The sequence below is a fragment of the Agarivorans sp. D1326 genome (genome assembly GCF_056958115.1).
Map to the genome: position 1 here is coordinate 175,193 of NZ_JBTWEN010000003.1, position 21,162 is coordinate 196,354.

The 21,162-nt window shown below is 44.5% G+C and carries 19 protein-coding genes; 12 read left to right on the forward strand and 7 right to left on the reverse strand.

What is annotated here, in order from left to right; genetic code table 11:
- Positions 1 to 690 carry an SDR family NAD(P)-dependent oxidoreductase gene (locus ACYFDN_RS07405; protein ID WP_483510608.1) on the forward strand — a complete coding sequence of 230 codons (690 nt, stop codon included), beginning with the start codon at positions 1 to 3 and terminating at the stop codon, positions 688 to 690.
- A 2-nt stretch (positions 691 to 692) separates the two neighbouring features.
- On the opposite strand, the gene ACYFDN_RS07410 is transcribed toward ACYFDN_RS07405, so the two are convergent.
- On the reverse strand, positions 693 to 1,871 hold the full coding sequence (locus ACYFDN_RS07410) for an MFS transporter (RefSeq protein ID WP_483510609.1): 1,179 nt from the start codon (positions 1,869 to 1,871) through the stop codon (positions 693 to 695).
- Between the two features lie 322 nt (positions 1,872 to 2,193).
- Here ACYFDN_RS07410 and ACYFDN_RS07415 point away from each other — a divergent pair, with 322 nt between their 5' ends.
- Complete coding sequence (locus ACYFDN_RS07415) at positions 2,194 to 2,367, forward strand: PA3496 family putative envelope integrity protein (RefSeq protein WP_194164066.1); 174 nt, start codon at positions 2,194 to 2,196, stop codon at positions 2,365 to 2,367.
- Positions 2,368 to 2,459: 92 nt separating this feature from the next.
- Here the strand turns inward: ACYFDN_RS07415 and ACYFDN_RS07420 are convergent, their stop codons facing one another.
- Together ACYFDN_RS07420 and ACYFDN_RS07425 are read right to left on the reverse strand one after the other, a co-directional pair.
- Positions 2,460 to 2,810 carry a DUF2750 domain-containing protein gene (locus tag ACYFDN_RS07420; RefSeq protein ID WP_152780195.1) on the reverse strand — a complete coding sequence of 117 codons (351 nt, stop codon included), beginning with the start codon at positions 2,808 to 2,810 and terminating at the stop codon, positions 2,460 to 2,462.
- A 70-nt stretch (positions 2,811 to 2,880) separates the two neighbouring features.
- Entirely contained in the window at positions 2,881 to 4,104 is a 1,224-nt protein-coding gene (locus tag ACYFDN_RS07425) for a DEAD/DEAH box helicase (RefSeq protein ID WP_483510610.1), read from the reverse strand.
- A gap of 190 nt (positions 4,105 to 4,294) precedes the next feature.
- On the opposite strand from ACYFDN_RS07425, the gene ACYFDN_RS07430 reads away from it, so the two are divergent.
- The 4 genes from ACYFDN_RS07430 (at position 4,295) to ACYFDN_RS07445 (ending at position 9,332) form a co-directional block, all read left to right on the forward strand.
- Positions 4,295 to 5,530, forward strand: a complete 1,236-nt coding sequence (locus tag ACYFDN_RS07430; protein WP_483510611.1) for an ABC transporter substrate-binding protein — start codon at positions 4,295 to 4,297, stop codon at positions 5,528 to 5,530.
- A 145-nt stretch (positions 5,531 to 5,675) separates the two neighbouring features.
- Positions 5,676 to 6,416: a substrate-binding periplasmic protein gene (locus tag ACYFDN_RS07435; RefSeq protein WP_483510612.1), complete on the forward strand. Its 741-nt coding sequence runs from the start codon at positions 5,676 to 5,678 to the stop codon at positions 6,414 to 6,416.
- A 479-nt stretch (positions 6,417 to 6,895) separates the two neighbouring features.
- On the forward strand, positions 6,896 to 7,396 hold the full coding sequence (locus ACYFDN_RS07440; protein WP_152780184.1) for a carbohydrate binding domain-containing protein: 501 nt from the start codon (positions 6,896 to 6,898) through the stop codon (positions 7,394 to 7,396).
- 280 nt (positions 7,397 to 7,676) lie between these two features.
- Entirely contained in the window at positions 7,677 to 9,332 is a 1,656-nt protein-coding gene (locus ACYFDN_RS07445) for a trypsin-like serine protease (protein ID WP_483510613.1), read from the forward strand.
- Between the two features lie 13 nt (positions 9,333 to 9,345).
- On the opposite strand, the gene ACYFDN_RS07450 is transcribed toward ACYFDN_RS07445, so the two are convergent.
- Positions 9,346 to 9,621, reverse strand: a complete 276-nt coding sequence (locus ACYFDN_RS07450; RefSeq protein ID WP_016400432.1) for a DUF3634 family protein — start codon at positions 9,619 to 9,621, stop codon at positions 9,346 to 9,348.
- 242 nt (positions 9,622 to 9,863) lie between these two features.
- Here ACYFDN_RS07450 and ACYFDN_RS07455 point away from each other — a divergent pair, with 242 nt between their 5' ends.
- Together ACYFDN_RS07455 and ACYFDN_RS07460 are read left to right on the forward strand one after the other, a co-directional pair.
- Positions 9,864 to 10,301, forward strand: a complete 438-nt coding sequence (locus ACYFDN_RS07455) for a DUF4399 domain-containing protein (RefSeq protein ID WP_483510614.1) — start codon at positions 9,864 to 9,866, stop codon at positions 10,299 to 10,301.
- A gap of 245 nt (positions 10,302 to 10,546) precedes the next feature.
- Positions 10,547 to 11,452 carry an endonuclease/exonuclease/phosphatase family protein gene (locus tag ACYFDN_RS07460; RefSeq protein ID WP_483510615.1) on the forward strand — a complete coding sequence of 302 codons (906 nt, stop codon included), beginning with the start codon at positions 10,547 to 10,549 and terminating at the stop codon, positions 11,450 to 11,452.
- 397 nt (positions 11,453 to 11,849) lie between these two features.
- Here the strand turns inward: ACYFDN_RS07460 and ACYFDN_RS07465 are convergent, their stop codons facing one another.
- On the reverse strand, positions 11,850 to 13,079 hold the full coding sequence (locus ACYFDN_RS07465) for an ABC1 kinase family protein (protein ID WP_483510616.1): 1,230 nt from the start codon (positions 13,077 to 13,079) through the stop codon (positions 11,850 to 11,852).
- A gap of 336 nt (positions 13,080 to 13,415) precedes the next feature.
- Here ACYFDN_RS07465 and ACYFDN_RS07470 point away from each other — a divergent pair, with 336 nt between their 5' ends.
- Complete coding sequence (locus tag ACYFDN_RS07470; protein ID WP_483510617.1) at positions 13,416 to 14,072, forward strand: carbohydrate binding domain-containing protein; 657 nt, start codon at positions 13,416 to 13,418, stop codon at positions 14,070 to 14,072.
- Between the two features lie 111 nt (positions 14,073 to 14,183).
- On the opposite strand, the gene ACYFDN_RS07475 is transcribed toward ACYFDN_RS07470, so the two are convergent.
- Positions 14,184 to 15,137, reverse strand: coding sequence for a response regulator (locus ACYFDN_RS07475; protein ID WP_483510618.1), 954 nt, complete (start codon positions 15,135 to 15,137; stop codon positions 14,184 to 14,186).
- Between the two features lie 191 nt (positions 15,138 to 15,328).
- Between ACYFDN_RS07475 and ACYFDN_RS07480 the strand changes: the two genes are divergently transcribed.
- From ACYFDN_RS07480 to ACYFDN_RS07490, 3 genes are all read left to right on the forward strand, one after another.
- Positions 15,329 to 15,694: a 5-carboxymethyl-2-hydroxymuconate Delta-isomerase gene (locus ACYFDN_RS07480; RefSeq protein ID WP_016400425.1), complete on the forward strand. Its 366-nt coding sequence runs from the start codon at positions 15,329 to 15,331 to the stop codon at positions 15,692 to 15,694.
- A gap of 277 nt (positions 15,695 to 15,971) precedes the next feature.
- Positions 15,972 to 16,916 (forward strand): formate dehydrogenase accessory sulfurtransferase FdhD, encoded by a 945-nt coding sequence (locus tag ACYFDN_RS07485; protein WP_483510619.1) that lies wholly within the window; start codon positions 15,972 to 15,974, stop codon positions 16,914 to 16,916.
- Positions 16,906 to 19,212 (forward strand): FdhF/YdeP family oxidoreductase, encoded by a 2,307-nt coding sequence (locus ACYFDN_RS07490; protein ID WP_483510620.1) that lies wholly within the window; start codon positions 16,906 to 16,908, stop codon positions 19,210 to 19,212. The genes ACYFDN_RS07485 and ACYFDN_RS07490 overlap by 11 nt, the downstream gene beginning before the upstream one ends.
- Here the strand turns inward: ACYFDN_RS07490 and ACYFDN_RS07495 are convergent.
- Positions 19,209 to 20,996 (reverse strand): putative bifunctional diguanylate cyclase/phosphodiesterase, encoded by a 1,788-nt coding sequence (locus ACYFDN_RS07495; protein ID WP_483510621.1) that lies wholly within the window; start codon positions 20,994 to 20,996, stop codon positions 19,209 to 19,211. The two genes, ACYFDN_RS07490 and ACYFDN_RS07495, sit on opposite strands and share 4 nt — an antisense overlap.
- Between the last annotated feature and the right edge of the window lie 166 nt (positions 20,997 to 21,162).

Here is a 21,162-nt window from a genome sequence, read left to right on the forward strand (position 1 = left end):
ATGCAAGTAGCAGGTAAATGGGCTTTAGTGACTGGGGCAAGTCGAGGCGTGGGATTACGCATTGCCAAAGCACTAGCAGCTAAAGGTGCCAAAGTAATTGTGCACAGTCGAAGCTTGAGCGCATCGCAAAAAGTGGTAGATGAGATTATCCGCCAGCAAGGCTTCGCGGTTGCAGTTGAGGCGGAACTGTCTGATAACCAAGCTGTAGCCAGTTTGGTGACTCAAGTTAATCAATTAACTCATCAATCTTTGACAGTGTTATATAACAATGCCGCAATTATGACCCCTTGGCGAGATGACGCCGTGGTTCCTGCCTCAGATTATGCCTTAAGTTTTCAAGTAAATTGCATTGCACCAGCAAGTCTATGTGACGCCTTTTTACCGCAAATGAAGCAGCAAGGTGAGGGGCGTATAGTTAATGTTACCTCTGGCATTGCCGACCAACCTCAGCTTATGGCTTATAGCTGTTCCAAAGCTGCCTTAGATCGTTATGTGCGCGACATGCTGCCTAGCTTAGCTGGTAGTGGTGTATTAATGAACTTAATGGATCCTGGTTGGTTGCAGACCGACTTAGGCGGAGAGCAAGCGCCAAATCATCCAGATTCAGTATTACCGGGCGCGTTAGTCCCGGTAATACTTGATGAAGAGGCAGGTAGTGGCCAGCTCTACTGCGCTCAGGATTATCGTTAAGTTCAAACCCCAAGTGTAGGTGGTAGGTGGCCTCGGCCCGTTTTTTCTTTGCTGGCCACAATTAACATATACATGCTGGTACTAGCCAAGACCAACGCAATATACAAGGGCAGTTTAAGCGCTAAGCTTTGAGCGGATTCTGCCAGCAACGGGCCGCTTATTGAGCCGATGCTATAGCTAATTAGCATTAATTCGGTGATGGCGACAATTTTTTCCGCTGGCACATTTACACAAGCTTGAGATATCGCGATAGGGTAAATAGAAAATGCCGCCGCTCCTAATATAAATAAGCTTACTGACAAGGCAAGCCAAGAGTTAGCCATGGCTATCGCCAAAGCTGCTAGTACGCCTATGGCTGCAGCGAAAGCTTGTAGCAAGGTTTTGTTTAATCGTGCCGATAAATAGCTACTTAAGGGTTGAACCAACATTCCACCAAGTACTAAGCTTGCCATTAACACTCCTACCTTGTAGCTCCACTGAGTTGAGCTACTTAAATAGCTGGGCATTAGACCGTAGATAGGGCCCAGCACCAAACCGGATACAATACAGCCGATAAAGGCTGGCTTACTTAAGCTTGAAAGCTCCTTGATAGATACAGCGCTATGTAAAATCTGGTGGGGTTTGGCTGTGCGCGTAAACAGAGGCGCCAAAATAGCTAAAGCCAGCAGAGTCGCAATGCTTAAAAAGGGCACTAAGCCCGCGGTCCCGATTGGCTCAATTAACAACTGACCAACAGCACTACCAGCGTAAAGAGTCAGCATGTAAACGCCTAAGCGAGAGGCTCGTTGTTTGTCGTCATCCACGAGTAAAAGCCAGGATTCAACCACCACAAAAATACCTGCGGTTGCCACACCAGCCACTAAGCGCAGGGCTAGCCAAGCGCTCGCATAGGGAAGCAAGAACATCAATAAAACGGTAGTGAGCAATGCTAACAAACAAAGGATGAAGGCCATCCGATGGCCAATAGCTGCGATTAAGCGCTGTGCTTGTAAGGCGCCGAGTAACAAACCTGTGTAATACGCACTAGCCAACCATGCACTTAACGACAGTGGAAGCGCTAAGGCTGTTAAGGCCAGTGGTAATAGGCTCATGAGGTAGCCTGAGGCTACCGCAAATAAGCCCAAGCCTAACAATGGGCTAAGGATCCCTGAGCTGGACTGTTGTGCAGAATTGTTTAACATGGCGTACCTACAAACACGATTAATAGACAGTGCTTTATCCAAAGCCGCGCGATAATGTCAGTAAGTTTGTTCACGTTGAAACAAAGAATTTTTATGGTAACGATAAGAAAGTTTTACTCGGTAGGAAAATAACTCATTTTGCCTTTAAGGTATTGTTTGTTAATGGTTATTTGTTTTGTTGGGTGGTTTTTGCTAGCTGTGAAATAGATTGACGAAAGTAGGGTTTTTTAGCACATTTAAATGGCGAAAAAAGCTCAGCTTAGCTAACTTTTTGTCGCGCGATATAGCCTGTTATATTTTTAGTTAAATTAGGTTACCAGCGATGAGATTTTCAAGATTTGATGATATTGATGAGTGGGAAGAAGAAGATAAAGCCGCTCAGATTAAACACGCTAAAAAAGCCAAAAATAGTTCGCGTACTCGGCGCAGAATAGACGAGTATCATGAGCAAAAACAGTTGGCTTCGTATTTAACGGATTTCAGCTCATTTTCTTAAATACGATTAATGGCGAAACAGCTAAGCTAGCTCAGTTAAGTGCCTAGTGATAAAAAGAGAACGCCACTGCAGAGTGGCGTTTTTGTTTGCGCTTAGGCGTCGTCTTCGGCCAGTTGCTTGGCTAAAGTAAAGGCTTCGATTTCTTCACCTACTAAGTTTTCATCTAAGTCTATGGCCACCAATACTTTGTCTTCATCAAGGCTTGGTAACCATTCTTCAAAAAACTCTTCAAGTTTAACGGCTACTGGCTGATAGCTCGCCCAATCTTCAATACATAAGGCTTGCGCATTTGCTTGCTTAGAAAATAGCGGCATTACGTCGGTGGCTTCAAATTCGATGGAATCCACCACTACAAATTCATCATCGGCGCTAAGCACCCAAAGCTCCCCTGCAGCAATTACTGCTTGGCTAAAGGCTGATAGATTTGTTTCTGAAGTAGACATGTTTTGCTCCGATTTAAGTAATACTGGATCCTTGCCCATTGTTGGCAATTAGGCAATGTTTATCGATGAATTATTTGTGTCGCTTGTTATTGCCTAAAGCGCGTTGTCGGGCTTTACGTTTTTGCACTGAACGTGAATTACGTTTGTTAGAGGGGGCGGGCTGGCTTAAATCGGGCTCAAAGCCAGGATACCATTGCTGAGGTAATCGGCGGTCGAGTTGGGCTTCTAAGTCATGCAATAAGTGTTCGTCGTCAACACTCAACAATGTGATGGCAATGCCGCTTTGCCCAGCGCGACCAGTACGGCCAATGCGGTGGGTATAGTCTTCGTTTTTGTATGGTAGCTCTAGGTTGATAACACAGGGCATATTTTCGATATCTATCCCCCGAGCCGCTACATCAGTTGCGACCAAGAGGCGTATTTCGGAAGCCTTAAATTTAACTAAATTTTGTTCGCGGGCGGCTTGGCTTAAGTCTCCATGTAAAGCTGCGGCACTTATACCTTGTTGAATCAGTTGTTTAACCAGTTTGTCCACGCCTTGTTTGGTGCGGCAAAATACCAAGGCTTGCTGCCAACTGGCCTTTTTAGCTAGCTGGCAAAGCAATGCGGCTTTTTTATCTTGGTCCACGTTGTAAACGCGTTCTTCTATTTTTACTGCCTTGCTATGAGCTTCGGCAATATTTAGTTGTTTGGCTTGGTTTAACCAAGGTTTAGCAAAGCGGTAAATGCTTGCATCTAAGGTAGCCGAGAACAGCATGGTTTGGCGCTGCTGTGGTAAATACTTGAATAGGGCTCTTAATTCATCTTTAAAGCCAAGGTCGAGCATGCGGTCGGCTTCGTCTAATACCAAATGTTGTAAGTGTTTTAAGTCACAGGAGCCGCGCTTTAGGTGATCTAACATTCGGCCTGGAGTCGCCACCGCTATGTTGCAGACTTGCTTAAGAGCTAATTGCTGCTTTTCTATACTCACACCGCCATACACCAATGCGCAATTAAGTTCGCAGCCTTTGGCGTAATTTTCTAGGTTTTGGTGCACTTGCTGAGCCAACTCACGAGTAGGTGTGATGATTAAGGCTTGGATAGGGTGAGTACGCTCTTGTTGGCTAAGGGCTTGCAAAATAGGCAAGCAAAATGCTGCGGTTTTGCCGGTGCCGGTTTGGGCACAAGCCATTAAATCATGACCAGCCAACGCCAGAGGTATGGCTTGCTGTTGAATCTCGCTAGCTTGTTGATAGCCCAAAGCGCTAAGGTTTTTAAGTAAGTTAGGGTTGAGAGGCAGTTGGTTAAATGTCATTGGTTCTTAAAACACGCTGATTGAGGCTAAGTTAAGTATACCTAATCGCTCACAAAGCTACTGGCTTTTGTTTTTATTGGCTTTTTTGTCACTTATTAGCCGGAGCTCGCTAACGCGAGATTATCTAATTGAGACTACACTATAACTACACCTAGCCAGAGGGTTAGCAAACGAATAGTGAAGGAACCTTATGTCGCTCAAATGGCTAGTCTTGCTAATTGTCTCTTTAAGTTTAAGTTGTGTTGCCCAGCCGCTTAGAGTGTCTTTGCTGTTAACGCCCAAGCAACGCGATAGTTTTCATTTTGTATTTGAGGCTTTTACTCAAGAGACTGGCATTCATATTCAAACGATTATTCGCAGTGATGAAGACTATAAAAGCGAGATCGATAAGTGGCTTAAAGGGGGAGAAAACTCACCCGATGTGCTGCACTGGCAAGCTTCTGAACGCTTGTTTCAGTTTTCTCGTAAGGGCCTGATAAGGCCAATTAATCATGTTTGGCAAGAGTTAAAACTTGCTGATAGTTTTGCCCATTTACAAAGTGGAGTGAGTGAAGAAGGGCAGGTATATGCCTTGCCTTTTGCTTATTATCACTGGGGTATTTTTTATCGAAAATCACTTATCGAAAAACATGGTGGCCCGCAACGTTTTTGGGAAGATTTTGTTCGTCAATGCGAACAGCTTAAACAAGCTGGTATTACCCCCATTGGTATTGGTACCAAAAACTATTGGCCAGCCGCAGCTTGGTTTGATCATTTAAACCTGAGAATAAACGACCTTAGCTTTCACCAGCAATTACTTCGAGGGGAAGTCTCTTTTTATGATCCTCGATTAACACCAGTCTATGAACAATGGGCCTCGTTAATCAAACTCGGCTTCTTTAATGCTGATCATCATGATTACGCATGGGATGAAGTATTACCCATTTTTTACCGAGAACGGATAGCATTTTTGTTGTTAGGTAATTTTGTAGCCACCAAGTGGCCAGCTAAGTTGGAAGACGATATTGGATTTATGCCATTTCCGGTGCTGTATGATTTACCCACCTATGAGGTGGCTCCCACCGATGTGTTTATGATTGCTCAGCACACCAAGAAGGTGTACCAAGCTGAAGAGTTTATAAAGTATATGGCAAGAGCAGAAGTACAAGCCCAAATAGCTGAAGGCTTAGGCTATATTCCTGCTTCTACTGCGTCAGAAGTGAGTAGTGATAGTTTAGTGAGTGAAGGCGCGAGTATGCTAAAGGAATCTATCGGCGTATCGCAGTATTTTGATCGCGATACCATTCCTGCGTTTGAACGAATAGCGGTAAAGGCTTTTACGCGTTTTTTAGACGATGCAGATATACCGCGCTTAAAGCGCGATTTAGAGCAGGCAAGGCAGTTTGCATTTAAGCTTTCTGCAAGCCTACCCAAGTCTAAGCTGTAAACAATTATTTCCAATTCTCACCTTAAAGATTTTACGTTTAGGTGCTTTTAATTTGACCTTGCTTTGCTGTAGCCTGATTGCGACTTTTTGAGAAAGCCTTAAAGGAATCATAGGCTTAATACTAGCTAAAAGGGATTTTTTGCTAATGAGGGTCTTATTGTTGCTTGGGCTTTACTTGTTGCTAAATACTGCAACGGCTGAGTCAAGAGCGACTTGGCGAGTAGCCTATTCTACAAAGCAACATCTACTGAGCCACGACATTATGAACTTGTTGGTTAAAGAAGCGCGTGTAGAAAGTGTTAACTACTACTTACCCTTTGCTAGGCGTTTGCGCAGTTTGCAGCTTGGCCAAGTGGACATAACCGCAGGTTTAATTAAAACTGAGCAGCGTGAACAAGATATCTACTTCTTAGAGCCCGCTTACTTAAGCACTGCTCGTCATTATTTCGTTATACGTAAAAGTGAACTACGAAGCTTAAACCAGTATTCAGATCTTTATCCCATGCGGGTAGGCATTAAGCTTGGGGCTAAGCATTTCGCGCGCTTCGATCAAGACCACAAACTATATAAAGTGAAGCTAAACAACCAAAGCGAATGCTTGAAAATGCTTGAACGAAAACGCGTTGATGTATGCTTAGCCGGCGAGACTGGCCGCCATAAAGCCTTGAACTCTTCCTTGTGGGCTGGAAAATTTAAGATTGCTAAGTTTGAAGTGCCTTACGATAGCAAGGTGTATATAGGTATCTCCCGTCAATCAAGCTTATATCAGCAGCGAGAAAAGCTAGAGCACTTGCTTAACTATCTTCATTACTCTGGAAAGCTGACTTCTACAATTGCTCACTACTATCACTCTCAACAGATCCCTGTTCCCGCAATGACCAACTAACGGTTTGATATATAAGCTGAGCTCGGGAAAATTGACTAGTTAGGTCAATTCTACTTATTTCGGTATTGAAGCAACTTGCAATAGGCTAGCTATTGGCGCACGGCTTCGCCTTGAGCTAAGCAAAGCTATCTCCCCAGAAACAGGGAGCTAGATTAAATACTGGCTTACAGAGTTCTCGTCACTTCCTTATCCCGAGTTCAGGTTATGTAATAAGTGTATGAGCTGGCTCACAAAATCACTGCTTGTCTCTGTTTTTAAACAATAATTCCCGAGAAAATCATCAATAAGTAGTTTGGTATTACAAATGTTGGTATGGGAAGGCCAATGCAGGGATTAATCCAACAAAGATTGGAGTAAAACTAACCTGATTTATTTGTGTTATAAGATTACTTATTTTGCGGCTTAGGAGTACCAATAACAGGCTGCAGTTTGCTATCGAAAAGAGACAGTACGGTAAACAAAAAATAAGGAAATTGAACATGTTAAAACGAGTACTATCGATACTCTGTGGGTGTGTATGCTCACTGGTAATTAGCCAAGCCGCTGTGGCCAAGGTCTTGGTGCTTAACCCAGATTTTGAGCAGGGCTGGTATGGCTGGAAGAAGTCTGGTTCAACCGCTATTTCAGGCCAAGGGCGCGATGATGAATCGTCTGCCAAAATAACCGGTGAAAGTGGCCGTTTTGAGCAAGAAGTAACTGTGCGACCCAATACCGAATATACCTTAGCGGTATTTTTAAAAGGCTCCGGAAAAATAGGGGTGACAGTAACAACCGAAGCCACCGAAGAACAAAAGCTCATTAACAAATTTCAAGAGTTCTCCATCCAAACCTATGCGGACGATGATTACCATGGTGATTGGGAAGTAATTGAAGTCGATTTTAACAGCGGTATTAGCGATAAGGTCACCATATTTGGTGCTTATCGAAAAGGTGGGCAAGGTCGCTTCGATCGTATTAGAGTAAAGCCTAAGCGTGATTAGTCTGACTATAGTATCGCGTAGCTAAAGTTACTTTCTCGCTTCTTGTTTCCGTTAACTAGCTTTTCAAATATCGATGTTACTGGTTAATAGGTCTCTCTGGACTCTTGTTTGTCCATATTAGTTCAATCTTAAAGAACTACAGCATGTATATTAGTGCTGTAGTTTTTTACTTTGGTAGTTCTTCTTAGATTTTGCTTGATCACAAATTCACCAACCTTTTATTGAGTTTTATATTATTAAATGTAGGGTGCTAAAAAACTATAAAGCTAAGGATGGGAAAGTGAGTATAAGGATTTGGTTTGGGCTAATTTTAAGCCTGTTTGTCGGTAGTGCAAATGCCGTTGTTGGTGGAGAGCAAGAGGCCGATAAAGATTGGCCAAGTGTGGTTTCGCTGCGATATTTTACTGGGCTTGGAAGCCTTGAAACTCACCAATGTGGCGGAGCTTATATCGGCCGGGGTTTGATTGTAAGTGCTGCACACTGTGTAGCTCTTGCTCCTGCAACACGTGCTTATGCTTGTATGGGAGGCAGTGGCGCTGCAGCAAAGAATAATTGTTACCCTCTCGCTAAAAGCGTTATCCATCCTCAATATGTGGCTGGCAGCTATGATAAAGATATTGCTGTTTATCAAATGGCAAGTTATCCCGAAAACTATCCAGCGGTTCGATTGATTAGTGAAGCTGAAAATCTACAGTTACAAGCAGGAGAGAACTTAAAAATACTAGGCTTGGGTTCTACAGCCTATGAAAGCTATCAGCCCGCTTATCAGTTGCAAGGGGCTATATCCCCGATAGCAGATATCGATACCTGTAATAACCAAATTGCTGCGGATGTTCCGCATGCCATCGCAGATGAGGACTTTATCTGTTCAGGAAAGCAGACTAAAGGACCTGCCCCTGGCGATAGTGGAACGCCTGCATTTGTGTTTGTTGATGGTCAGGAGGTATATGCTGGTTTAGTGTCGCATGGCTATAACTACATGGGGTTATTCACCCGAATAGGGCGCTACTTGGATTGGATTAAGGCGACGCAACTGGAGTTGCTTGGTCCTCTTGATTTTGCAAAAGAAGAAATCTGGCATATCCAAGATCCTTATCAAAGCCAGCCTTTAAGCATAAACCTAAAAAATACCAGTGATTCGACAATTGAGCTAAGCGATTTTGACGTGGGCTCTGAGCACTTCAGTATTGTTGATAAAAATGAATGTAGCCTGCTAGAAGCAAGTGCGAGTTGTCAGTTGAAGCTGGATGTATTGCTTAACGAAGCTAGTCACGCAGCAGCAAAGCTAACGTTTAGCTTGGCTGATGAAGCCCTCACTATTGATCTCTTAGTATTACCGCAAATGCCTTCTGAATTGCTAGCTGTATACGATACTCCGTTTGATGTGTGGAATGTTAGTGGATTGCAGCAATGGAGCAGTTTGCTTGATGAAGGAATTGCTTTCGAATCTGGTAATGAGCAAGTGCGCCAGTATTTAACAGGCGATATTGAAGGCCCTGGGCAGTTGGCTTTGGATGTTTTCCTTGGCAGCTATAGTGGCTCTGGTTCTTTATCCATAAGTGTTGATGAGCATTCTAAATATCAGTTAAGTGGAGATTGTAAGGCTGAACTAGCAGTCGATATACCCGAAGGGGTTCACTCGGTTAAAATCGCTTATCAAGCTGATGCAGCTACTACGACTCAGGCTAATGCTAACTCCAGTGTGGGTGCAAAAATGAGCCCTAGCGAGAGGCATTTATATACTCAAATCATGAGGCTAGAGTTTGAAGAGGGAGCTAATAAATCTAGCTCTATAGATTGTGATTTCACCTCAAAATTGGCAGACGAGCTGGTGAACATCAGCCAACCAGCAGCGGAGTCTGGTGGAGGTAGTATTGGCTTTGCTGGTTTAGCTCTGCTGTCTCTTGCTTGGCTTCGTAGAAAGCAAGTAGCGTAATTTCGCACGTCGCTTAGCGGCGCTTTAAACTGCCATCGTTACTCGGTGTTGGATTAGGGCGCCAAACATTACGTAAGCGCTGTAAAATGTGCTCGGGAATCTCTTTCGAGCACTCTAGGTTTATTTGACGACCTCGGCGCATCCCGTAGATTTTGCCTTTAATCGCTTGGGCGCTGCGCTGTACCAGCTTAATCTCTCGAATAAAATACTCTGGTACTTGCCCCTTGCTTACCTCTACTCGAATACCATCTACTTTAATTACAAATTGTGCACTGATCGCTTTTAACATCTTCACCTACTACTGCTAACTTACCCATCTAGTTAGATTTTTAATCATAAAATAATACGTACTCATTTGCTATTTAGCTTAACTGAACGCGCTAGATACTTTCACAAACCTGAAGTTTGCTTAGCGCATTAATCAAATACTTTTGCTCTGGCTAACTCGAGTTTGCAGCTTAGCTAAATTGCTTAGTAAAGGCTTCGTTACTACCTTTAAAGCTCTCTTGTTAAAAACTTAGGGTAATGAATATGGGTAATTTAACACGTGGTAAGTCGTTTGTTTATTTAGCTTTACTTACAGCTGTGCTCTTTGCTCCGCTGACTTGGGCGCAAACTAAAGCCCCTGAGGGCGCTAGCGTATATATCATTTCTCCTACCAACGGCGCGATGGTGAGCAATCCAGTTACGGTGAGTTTTGGACTAAAGGGGATGGGCGTAGCGCCAGCAGGAATTGATAAAGCTAATACCGGGCATCATCATCTACTAATTGATGTGGCTGAGCTTCCAGCGCTCGATATGCCCGTTCCAGCCGATGCTCAACATATACATTTTGGTGGCGGACAAACCGAAACCACTATTGAGTTAACACCGGGTGAGCATACCTTACAGTTGCTGTTAGGTGATATGACTCACATCCCTCATTCTCCGCCAATTCTATCTGAGAAAATAACCATAACCGTGAAATAAGCTTGTCACTGATGAGTTAATCAAGCACAGTGCTAGGGGCTGCTTATCTTTCGAGCTGATTTTTGCAGCCACAATTGCTGCCGAAGGGGTCGGCTAAAATTGTTTTATGCTTTGTTAAGCCGTATTTACCTAGAATGCTAGGCTACACACGCCTTGCCGCGCCTAAAACGATTTAATCGCGAAAGATAAACTGCCCCTAGATAAAACAGGAGCTTAGCTAAGGAGTAGGCATTAAAATTCTCAGTTTGAATCTACTTAATTACTTAGCTGCTCCCTATGCGGCGTATGAGTTCGACAATATTTTGGACTCGCAACAATGGCAGCAAAAGCAAGCTTGGTTAAGCAGAATCATTGCCTTAGCTGATGCCGATGTAATGGCTTTTCAGGAAGTATTTAGTGCAGAAGCGTTGGCTGAGCAATGTAAAAGCCTTGGCTACCCGCACTTTTTATCTACACCCAGTAGCCTCGACGAGTCTAGCTATGTTTACCGCAAACCGGGTTTAGCGCTGGCTAGCAAGTATCCGCTGCGTAGTGGCAGCCTTTATAATCCTAATCACTTGAATACTTTTAGTCGTGCTCCTTTGATTGCAAAAGTTAAGTTACCAGAAATAGGCTGGATTAAAGCTTATGTGGTTCATCTCAAATCCAAGCGGCCGATCTTAGATGAAGACCTAGTGGGTGAGCCTAGTGATATTGATGAATACATGGGCCGCTGGCAGTCTGATACCTTGCGAGCACAAGAAGTAAGTCTATTGATGCAGGATATTTTAAGTTGTCGTAAACATAAGCTCGAGGCAGTAATGATGCTGGGAGACTTTAATGATGACCTATCTCAAGGTGCACTTAGCCATGTATTCGACTTGCCTTTAGTGCAGCATGATGAAATAGAACAGCACTGGCGAATGCATGACAGCTTTACTTTAAGCCAAACAGACCAGCCACGCGCCGCAACGCATTACTGGGGCGGACAAGGCAGTGTATTAGATTACATTTTATTGTCTGGAGAGTTTTCTCCTGATTATCAACAGCAGTTGGCAGAGGTAGTGGCTTATCACTGTTTTGACCGCCATCTCACCCACGCAGATTACTCTGTAGACAGCCAAGCCAGTGACCACGCAGCGGTAATGATTGAACTGAGCGCAAGGGATTAATGCGCTAGCCGATAAGGCTCAAATAGCTGCTGTAAGTTTACTTTGGCGTTTAGCCTGCTTGCCAGTAAATACATGCCACCAATTATTCGCTGTATTAACGGCACGTCGATAGGGGCTGGAAGGTATCGGTGCTAGTAGGCATAGCTTCAAGAAGCCTGCGGCTATGGGGCTGTAATGATTGAACTGAGCGCAAGAGCTTAGTGCTCTAGCCGATAAGGCTCAAACAACTGCTTTAAGTTTACTTTGGCGTTTAGCCTGCTTGCCAGTAAATACATGCCACCAATTTTTCTGTGTATTAACAGCGCGTCGATGGGCGCTGGGGGTTAGCTGCCAGTGGGCATGAGTTTGACCAAGCCTATGTCTATTAGGCTGTGATTATTGACCGGAGCGTTAAGGCTTAGTGCTCTAGCCGATAAGGCTCAAACAGCTGCTGTAAGTTTACTTTGGCGTTTAGTCGGCTTGCCAGTAAATACATGCCTCCAATTTTTCGGTGGATTAACAGCACGTCGATAGGCGGGGTGTGCCAGTAGTCATGTTCATAACTAAGTGCCATGCCTGCTTCGCGTAGTTCTTTAGCTAGCGGTGAGTTTGCAAAGTTGTAGTCGCCAGGGTACTTAAGCGGTTGTATCACCATCTGCAGCATACTGTTTAGGGTGGCTATTTGGCGCTCGGTACTGTTTGAGTTAACAAAACCGAGTTGCTCTAAGGCGCTTAAATCTAGAGTAAATGGCTGTGCCAATGCGCTACTTAGAAGTTTGCGATAACTCTGGCTAATGTGTTGGGGAATTTGCCGAGTTGCGCCAAAATCTAACAAAACAATTTTATTTGATTGCGTTGAATACAGGTAGTTAGCAAAGTTGGGATCGGTTTGCATTAGGCCAAACTCAAACAGCTCCATCATCAATAATTTGAATAAGTTATGCATGACTTGGTCACGTAATGCCTGAGGTTGCTGCTGTAATTGGTCAATCGCTTCTCCTTCATGATGACTCATGGTGAGAATGTTACTGGTACTTAAGTGGCCAAATAGCTCTGGTAATTCAAATTCTGAATGCTTAGCGAGTTTAGCTTGATATTGGCGCAGATATTCGGCTTCTTGAAGGTAATCTGCTTCTTGGTGAAGCTGTAGTTTGGCGTCTTGAAGAATTTGCTGGTAATCAAACTGCTTGGGCAATATACCGCTGATATTGAGCAGGCTTACAACGTTGTCAACATCACTGTCGATGCTGCCTTTAACGCCAGGGTATTGAATTTTAATCGCGACTCTTTGTTGTTCGGATAAGTAAGCACTGTGTACTTGTCCAATAGAAGCCGCAGCTATTGGCTGTAAAGAAAACTGTTTAAATTGTTGCTGCCAGTTTTCCCCCCATTCATTGAGCAACACTTGGCTAAGCTGACCAATTGGCATTGGGTCGGCATCTGCGCGCAAACGCGCTAACAGCTCACTCACTTCTTTAGGAAGCATCTCTCCAGCATCCATCGACATAAGTTGGCCTACCTTCATGGCAGCACCACGAAGTTTTGCCAGCTGGTCGGCCACCCGTTTTACATTGTTGGGGGTAAGAAGTATTTCATTTAGTTTTGGACGTTTGCCTGCTGCTAATTGGGCGGCGCCTTCTGCTAGCATACCTCCTGCTACACGCGAGGCTAAAGACCCTAGCTTTCCTAAGCGGGCAATGCGCGAACTGGGCACTTTAGAGGCTTTATTGTTATCTGAGTGGCTGATAATGCTTTATCCCTAATGGTAGGTTACTGCTTAAGTTTACGTCGAAAAGGTGTTTATGGATCTATATCTACCGTATTGATTCCACGTTGTTATTTAGCTGGATTTTCAATTCACCAATGCACCCATGGTTTATTAAGTCATTACTATTCAATGGCTTATGTTGATTTTTATAACTTGGCCCGCTGCTTGCTGTATCCCAATCAAATGGTGTTATTTGCAATTTGCAAGAGAGGCTTTATGAGAACCCTATTGATGTTTATATGCTGCTTACCCTTGGTAAGCCAAGCTGGAATTATTAGCAACGGCAGTTTTGAGCAAAATGATGTTCGTTATGGCGGCTGGAGCTTTTTTGCCAGCGAGGATGTAGTTGGTTGGCAGGGACACAATATCGAAATTTGGGATAACTTGTTCAATATTCAAGCAGCACATGGGCAACAGTTTATTGAGCTAAACGCACACTGTTCTGGCAAAGGCAAAAAGGCTTGCCAACCCGGCAATTACCATATTTACCAAGATTTTATAACCGAAGCTGGAGCGAAATATCGTTTTGGTTTGGACTATCGAGCACGCACTAACAAACCAGAGGCCTTTACTGTGAGCATTCAAGATAGCAGTGGCAGCGAGGTATTTGAGCAAGTTATTGATGATCATGACGCTAGCTCTTGGCGAAACTTTTCTGGTGACTTTGTTGCAAGCGATTCCTTATCACGGATCCGTTTCGACTCTATGGTAAATGGTTCGTTGGGTAACCTTATCGATAATGTATATGTGGAAGTTATTCCGCTTAGTGGTTTTAGCGCAGCGGCTTTTTCAGTATCAGAGCCAGTGACAATTGTGCTGTTCATTTTTGCCTTGGCGCTGCTTATTGTCACCAGAAAACCTAAGCAATCCTAACCTGAGCTTAGCTGTATTTAATCAGCAGCTAGCGCATCGACGATTGGTGGTAACAACAATGAAGGGGAGACTAAGGTCTCCCCTTTATAGATTAACTAAGTGGTTAAAGCATTAACGCTTTAGGTAGGCTTGCAATAACTCACCACCGGTTGCGGCATTTAACGGTTTGAAAATAAACCCTTGAATGCCTTGCTCTTGGCAGGCGTCAACCACATTGCTGTCGGTGACCGAAGAGAGCATTACGATGGGTGTTTGTTTATCCAGCTGGCGCATTTGGCCCAGTGCTTTGTCGCCATTCAAGCGATTCATTACCACATCCATAAACACAAATTCGGGTTTATGCTCGGTTAATGCGGCTACTGCGCTGTCGCCGTCATCTGCTTCAATAACGTTGTTGTAACCAATGCCAGCAAGAATGCGTTTCATGGCTTTACGGATCAATGGGCTGTCATCCACTGTCATAATTAGCGCATCTTTAGCTAAGGTTTCACCGGTGGTAGGTGGAGCAACAATACAAGCGTCAGAGTTGAAAACCGCTTCTTGGTAGTCGTTTTGTTGATTAAGCTCGCGTACTAACAAGTTAAAGTAATAGCGGCCAACACCTTCTACATGCACTGGCACAGTAACAATTTGCTGTACGCCTTCTAAGTAACGGCTCATGTCGGCTAAATCAAGAGCAACATGGGGGCTGGCAAACTCGAAGCCCAAGTTGTGTTTTTGTAGAATATGGGTAGCCCGACCCACAATGGTATTGCCCCATTCTTCAAGGGCTGCAACTAGGTCGTCATCTAAGCTTTCGCTGCTACTTGCTTCTCCTACTAAGGATTGTTGCACTGCTTGACCAATTGCTACGGCAGTTTCTTGATAGTGGTGCATGAGCACCACGCCATCTAGCTGGCCTTGCATGTCAGAACAAACGGCATAACCTTTAAAGCGGAAGTCTTTAACATTATCGATAAATGGTTCATCGGCGCGGCCATCAAGGCCGGTCATTAGCTTAAGGCTCTGTAAAGATTCTTGGATGAAAGGATGAAGAATAATTTTATGAATGGTTTCTACTGTCATAATTTTCCTTTTTAATAGACTTAAGCTGAATTGGCTTACTCTTCCTAGAGTATTTGTCATATCTTTGATAGCGAGAAACCACTCTAGGCAAGAAGCTATAGCGATTCAAGCAGTCTGATCAAATGTGCGATCCCTGACCAATAATGGCGAGGATTGAGTTAATGGAATACAACACAGATTAAGGAATCCCCATGCCACACTGCGTAATAGAATGCCCAGCTGATTTAGCCCGCATAGTCAATTTTGATGTTTTGGTGGAAGCGGTACACGATGCGGCCGATGCTAGTGGCCTGTTTTCACCTGGTGATGTAAAAGCGCGCTTAGTGTTAGCCAACCACTATCGAGTAGGTGGTAAGCGAGCCCCGTATGTACATACCGAAGTGCAAATTCTAAGTGGCCGTAGTGAGCTACAAAAGAAAGCCTTAGCCACTGATATTGCCCGCGCTGTATGTGAGTTATTGCCCAGTGTTGACATGATTTCAGTGGAAGTACGTGATATCGCCGTTCAAGCCTATGCTAATCGTGCGAGTTTAACGACCTTGAGTGAGGCGGTGTAAACAGCACAGTTTGGAACATCTATAAGCAAAGTTCTGGCCTTGCGCCAGGCTTTTGATTAGGCTGAATATTCGGCAATAACTGCCGAGAGTTGTTATACCAATTACACTAAGTAAGTGACCAGAAATAACGCAGAAAAATACTTGAGAATAAAGCAGGATTTTTCGATAAGTGCTTATTCTACAATCAAAAATTCTAATGCAGTTATCAAGTATTTTAGCCAGATAGAATGAACAGTTACTTAGTACGATTGGTATTACCCCTTTAAGTAGGAGCGAAATGCTAAAGCCTAAGCAGCAACATTCGAATCTTGGATTAGCAGTAGTGCAAGAACTTAGTGCTACTGCTAAGGCTAGCTTGCATACAGGTATTCAGCGCTTTTCTGCTCAAGCTGCGTATTCCACGCAAGTTCAGCATGATTGTTTAGCGATAGAAGAGCCCTTGCAGCTTTCTTTGCAATGGTTTTGCCAACGCACCAACCAATATCAGCAGCGGCCACTTAGCCTTACCATGCGCACACCAGGTAACGACGTGGTCTTGGTTCTGGGCTTTTTGCAAAGCCAAAATATTATAGAGTCACTAAACGACATAGACGATATTCGCTTTGCTCAAGGGGCTGCGGCTGCGCAAGTTGAAGATTACAATCACCTAGAGATACAACTCAATCGGCAACGACAATTTGACTGGGCGGCATTAGAGCGTAATTTTGCCAGCTATTCGAGTTGTGGTTTGTGTGGCGCGAGCTCTGTTAAGGCCTTGGCTTTAAACCAGCAGCCAGAATTAGACACGCAAGAAGAGTGGCTAGCTGCATCACTTATTTATCAGTTGCCTAGCTTGCTGCAAGAACATCAACCCTTGTTTAAGCAAAGTGGTGCGGTGCATGGTGTAGGTGTTTGGGCTGATGGCAAGTTCCTTAGTGTTGCCGAAGATATCGGTAGGCACAATGCATTAGATAAAGCGTTAGGCCAATTGCTGTTGGAGTCTCAACAGGCGGCTTGCAGCGTTTTGGTATTAAGTGGTCGAGTGAGTTTTGAGTTAATGCAAAAAGCGCTGATTGCTAATATACCGGTAGTGGTGGCGGTTGGAGCTCCTTCTAGCTTGGCATTATCGGTAGCAAAACAATTTAATATCACCTTAATTGGCTTTACTAAAGACAGCCAATTTAATGTTTATCACGCTCCATGGCGAATAAGTAAAGAGGGTGGGTCCCAGCATGAGTCATAAACCTTATCAAGGTGCTGCGGGAGGTTGGGCTGCCTTAGCTAGCACCGCGAAGCATCTCGTAAAAAGCGAAAACGTCGCTAAAAATCTCAAGAATTTGCTCAATACCAATCAAGACCATGGCTTTGACTGCCCCGGTTGTGCGTGGGGTGAAAAGGGACACAAAGCCACTTTTCGCTTTTGTGAAAATGGCGCAAAAGCAGTTAATTGGGAAGCGTCTTCCAAGCGGGTTGACGCTAGTTTTTTCGCCCAATACTCCGTGCAGTGGCTAGCCAAGCAAAGTGACTACTTTTTGGAGTACCAAGGGCGCTTAGCCGAGCCAGTGGTTTTTGCGCCGGGCAGTGACCATTATCAAGCCATCTCTTGGGATGATGCCTTTAAGTTGATAGCCGAGCATCTACATCAGTTAGTCAGCCCCGACCAAGCCGAATTCTATACCTCTGGGCCAGCTAGCAACGAAGCGGCATTTTTATATCAGCTGTTTGTACGCCGTTATGGCACCAACAATTTTCCTGATTGTTCCAATATGTGTCACGAAGCCAGTGGTCATGCGCTTACTGCCAGTATTGGCATAGGCAAGGGCACGGTTACCATTGAAGACTTTGAACTGGCCGATGCGATCTTTTTATTTGGGCAAAACCCCGGTACTAACCATCCTAGAATGCTCGAAACCTTGGCTCACGCCACGCAACGTGGTGCAAAAGTGGTGGCCTTTAATAATCTTAAAGAGCGCGGCTTAGAGCGCTTTGCCAATCCTCAAAAGCCGGTAGAAATGCTAGGTGGAGCGGCCAGTCCAACAACGAGCCACTATTTTACGCCAAAACTTGGCGGCGATATGGCGGCGGTTCGTGGCATAGTAAAAATACTGTTAGAGCGTCATCAACAAGCTTTACGCCATGGTGATAGCGTGTTTAACCAAGCGTTTATTGAGCAGCACTCGCAGGGAATAGAAGCATACTTAATAGAGGTGGAACAAAGCTCTTGGCAGCATATTGAACAGCAATCAGGGCTTAGCCAAGCGCAGCTAGAAAGTGTTGCTGATATTTATCAGCAGTCGGAGCGAGTCATTATCGCTTGGGCCATGGGAATTACTCAGCATAAACACTCGGTGGCAACAATAAACGAAATCACCAACTTGCAGTTATTGTTTGGCCAAATAGGTAAAGAGGGGGCTGGTGTTTGTCCGGTGCGTGGCCATTCAAATGTGCAAGGTGACCGGACCATGGGCATTAACGAAAAGCCCAACGCAGCATTTCTGAAAAGTATTGAAGATGTGTTTGGCTTTGCCCCACCAAGCAAACCTGGTCACAACGTTGTGCAGGCCATCGAAGCAATGTTAAAGGGCCAGAGCAAAGTATTTATTGGCTTAGGTGGTAATTTGGTGGCTGCAGCGCCAGATACCGGCCTAAGCGAGCAAGCGTTAGCAAACTGTGAACTTACCGTGAGCATTGCCACCAAGCTTAATCGTACTCATGTAACACCGGGGAAATACTCACTTATTCTACCTTGCCTTGGCCGCACTGATGTCGACATGCAAGCTGCGGGGCCACAAAAAGTAACTGTTGAAGACTCATTCTCTATGGTGCATGCCTCTGCCGGTTTGGTGGATGAAAGTGCCGATGATATGCGCTCTGAGCCAGCGATTATTGCCGGCATTGCTAACGCCGTATTAGGCGCATCGCCTATCGACTGGCTAGCTAGTGTACAAGACTATGACAAGATTCGTGACTATATCGAGCAGACCATTCCAGGTTTTGAGCACTTTAATCAACGAATACAGCAGCCTGGTGGTTTCTACCTAGGTAACAGTGCGCGGTGTAGAGAGTGGAATACCGCGACCGCCAAAGCCCAGTTTATTAGTCATCCTCTGCCAGATGATGTTTTACCCGCCGAAGTGCGTGCATTAAGTGAAGACCAAGTATTAGTGTTGCAAACCTTGCGGTCGCATGACCAATACAACACCACCATTTATGGTTTTGAAGACCGTTATCGTGGCATTTATAACGAACGTAAAGTACTACTGATTAACCCTAAAGACATTCAAGCTTTAGGCTTTACAGAAGGCGCATTGGTGGATATAGAAACGCTCTGGCCCGATACAGTAGAGCGTAAGGTGAGTGGTTTTAAGTTGATTGCTTATGATATTCCTCAGGGCAATGCCGCGGCTTATTTTCCCGAGGCAAACCCTTTGGTGCCGCTAGCTAGCAAAGGGGATTTTAGTGATACGCCAACCTCTAAGTCGGTCGCCATTGTGCTAAGTGCATCTAATCAATCTTCAATTGATACTAGGCTAGCTTAAGACTCAGCCAACAACTTAGGCGCTTGCTCAGCGCTAATTAATTGTTCAACTTGGTCAAGAGGTAAGGGTTTAGCAAAGTAGTAGCCTTGCAGGTAATCCACCCCAAGGCTTCGCAGGATATTCATTTGGCTTTGGGTTTCTATACCTTCAGCCACTACCGAGTAGTTTAAGGCTCTGGCCATGTGCATCACCGCAGTAATAATCGCATAGCCATTGGTATCAATACGCTCCACAAAAGAGCGGTCGATTTTAACAATATTTACCGCTAAATCTTGCATGATGGAAAGCGAAGAATAACCAGTACCAAAATCGTCAATCGATACTTTTACTCCTTTGTCTTGCAGCGCTTTAATTTGCTCGGCCAACAAACCAATGTCGCTGGTAAATACCGATTCGGTCATTTCGATGTGCAGCAACTCAGGCGCTAATTGACTGTGTTGCAGAGCGGCATCCACAATGTCTACAAAGTCATCATCTTCTAATTGAGCCACCGATACATTTACGCAAATGGCGATGGGGTGGCGCTGTGCCCAAATGCTGGCGGTTTGGCAAGCCTGCTCTAATACCCATTGGCCAATTTTTCGGATCAAACCATATTGCTCAGCAATGCTAATGAACTCATCGGGCGGAATCATCTCATCATTCAAGCGCCAGCGCAGCAGCGCCTCAAAGGAGACTATTTGGCAATCATTAGCGTCTATGATGGGTTGGTAGACCAAATGCAGCTGATCTTTTTCTACTGCTTGGCTTAAACCATCTTTTAACAGTAATTCGCGGTGAATTTGTTTTTCTAGTTGGTCAGAAAAAACGCCAACCGTAGAGGGTAACCGTTTTTTCTGAGCGTACATTGCGGTATCGGCAAGACGAATTAGGCTGTGCTCATTTTGTGAATGCTGCGGATAAAGCGCGATGCCTACCGTAGCACCAACTGACAAACGATTATTGGCAAAGGTATAAGCTGCAGATAGGGTTTGAATAATCTCTTCTGAGCGGCTTATCGCGAGTGATTCATCGCAATCTTCTATAGCAAGTAAAAACTCATTACCACCCCAGCGGCACAGCAGTTGATGATTATGACAAAGGTGTTTTAGGCGCTGCGCGGTATTATTCAATACCTGGTCGCCAGTATCATGGCCAATAGCATCGTTAATCTTTTTAAAGCCATCTAAGTCGATAAACAAAACCGCTAACGACTGTTGCTGTTGTTTGGCTTCTAGTAAGCGAAGCTTTAAGTGCTGCAAAAAGGCAGTGCGATTAAATAAACCGGTGAGGGGGTCTAGGTTCGACAGCTCATAAATGGTGTGGGTACGCCTCTCTACTTTTTCTTCCATGTGATGAACCAGTACAGCGTTTTGGTTTTTTAGTAACACCGCTTGGGCGGTAAACTCGGCATTTTTTTTAGCAATCACCACCATCACAATACCAAATAACACTCCCAGAATACCCAGCATTTGGCGCTCGTAGATACCAGAGAACATTAGGCCTACAGAGGGCGGAGCTAGCAAAATAAAGGCATAAGCCATAGCGGTGTACTTATGCCCAGCTAACACCGTGGCTGAGCCGCCGGCCATGGCCGAAATAATAATAATATGAGTGCTTAAATCAATATCACCACTTAGTGGATTGGAAATAACTTTGAGAATATAAACCGACCACATTATAGCGGTAATGTTTGCGCCTAATATGAAACGCCGAATGGCTTTTCTACCGTTAAAAGCTTTATGCTGCTCGCGGTGTTTCCATACTCGCCAATCCAGCAATCGGATAAGTAATAAACTTGTCATTACTACCCACCAGGCGTGTTTAAACTGCTGAGTGCCACTAATATTGAAGGCAAAAACTAAAAAGCTGGAAGCAATGATCGAGATTACAATGCCAGAAAATGCGTTGTCGTATAACAGGTTGGCTCTATCTCTTTCGTTGCTCTGTTCTAATTCATTATTATTGATA

Coding starts and splice junctions, on each gene's coding strand:
- ACYFDN_RS07405 (WP_483510608.1), top strand. CDS start 1: ATGCAAGTAGCAGGTAAATGGGCTTTAGTGACTGGGGCAAGTCGAGGC.
- ACYFDN_RS07410 (WP_483510609.1), bottom strand. CDS start 1,871: ATGTTAAACAATTCTGCACAACAGTCCAGCTCAGGGATCCTTAGCCCA.
- ACYFDN_RS07415 (WP_194164066.1), top strand. CDS start 2,194: ATGAGATTTTCAAGATTTGATGATATTGATGAGTGGGAAGAAGAAGAT.
- ACYFDN_RS07420 (WP_152780195.1), bottom strand. CDS start 2,810: ATGTCTACTTCAGAAACAAATCTATCAGCCTTTAGCCAAGCAGTAATT.
- ACYFDN_RS07425 (WP_483510610.1), bottom strand. CDS start 4,104: ATGACATTTAACCAACTGCCTCTCAACCCTAACTTACTTAAAAACCTT.
- ACYFDN_RS07430 (WP_483510611.1), top strand. CDS start 4,295: ATGTCGCTCAAATGGCTAGTCTTGCTAATTGTCTCTTTAAGTTTAAGT.
- ACYFDN_RS07435 (WP_483510612.1), top strand. CDS start 5,676: ATGAGGGTCTTATTGTTGCTTGGGCTTTACTTGTTGCTAAATACTGCA.
- ACYFDN_RS07440 (WP_152780184.1), top strand. CDS start 6,896: ATGTTAAAACGAGTACTATCGATACTCTGTGGGTGTGTATGCTCACTG.
- ACYFDN_RS07450 (WP_016400432.1), bottom strand. CDS start 9,621: ATGTTAAAAGCGATCAGTGCACAATTTGTAATTAAAGTAGATGGTATT.
- ACYFDN_RS07455 (WP_483510614.1), top strand. CDS start 9,864: ATGGGTAATTTAACACGTGGTAAGTCGTTTGTTTATTTAGCTTTACTT.
- ACYFDN_RS07465 (WP_483510616.1), bottom strand. CDS start 13,079: ATGCTAGCAGAAGGCGCCGCCCAATTAGCAGCAGGCAAACGTCCAAAA.
- ACYFDN_RS07470 (WP_483510617.1), top strand. CDS start 13,416: ATGAGAACCCTATTGATGTTTATATGCTGCTTACCCTTGGTAAGCCAA.
- ACYFDN_RS07475 (WP_483510618.1), bottom strand. CDS start 15,137: ATGACAGTAGAAACCATTCATAAAATTATTCTTCATCCTTTCATCCAA.
- ACYFDN_RS07480 (WP_016400425.1), top strand. CDS start 15,329: ATGCCACACTGCGTAATAGAATGCCCAGCTGATTTAGCCCGCATAGTC.
- ACYFDN_RS07485 (WP_483510619.1), top strand. CDS start 15,972: ATGCTAAAGCCTAAGCAGCAACATTCGAATCTTGGATTAGCAGTAGTG.
- ACYFDN_RS07490 (WP_483510620.1), top strand. CDS start 16,906: ATGAGTCATAAACCTTATCAAGGTGCTGCGGGAGGTTGGGCTGCCTTA.
- ACYFDN_RS07495 (WP_483510621.1), bottom strand. CDS start 20,996: ATGACAAGTTTATTACTTATCCGATTGCTGGATTGGCGAGTATGGAAA.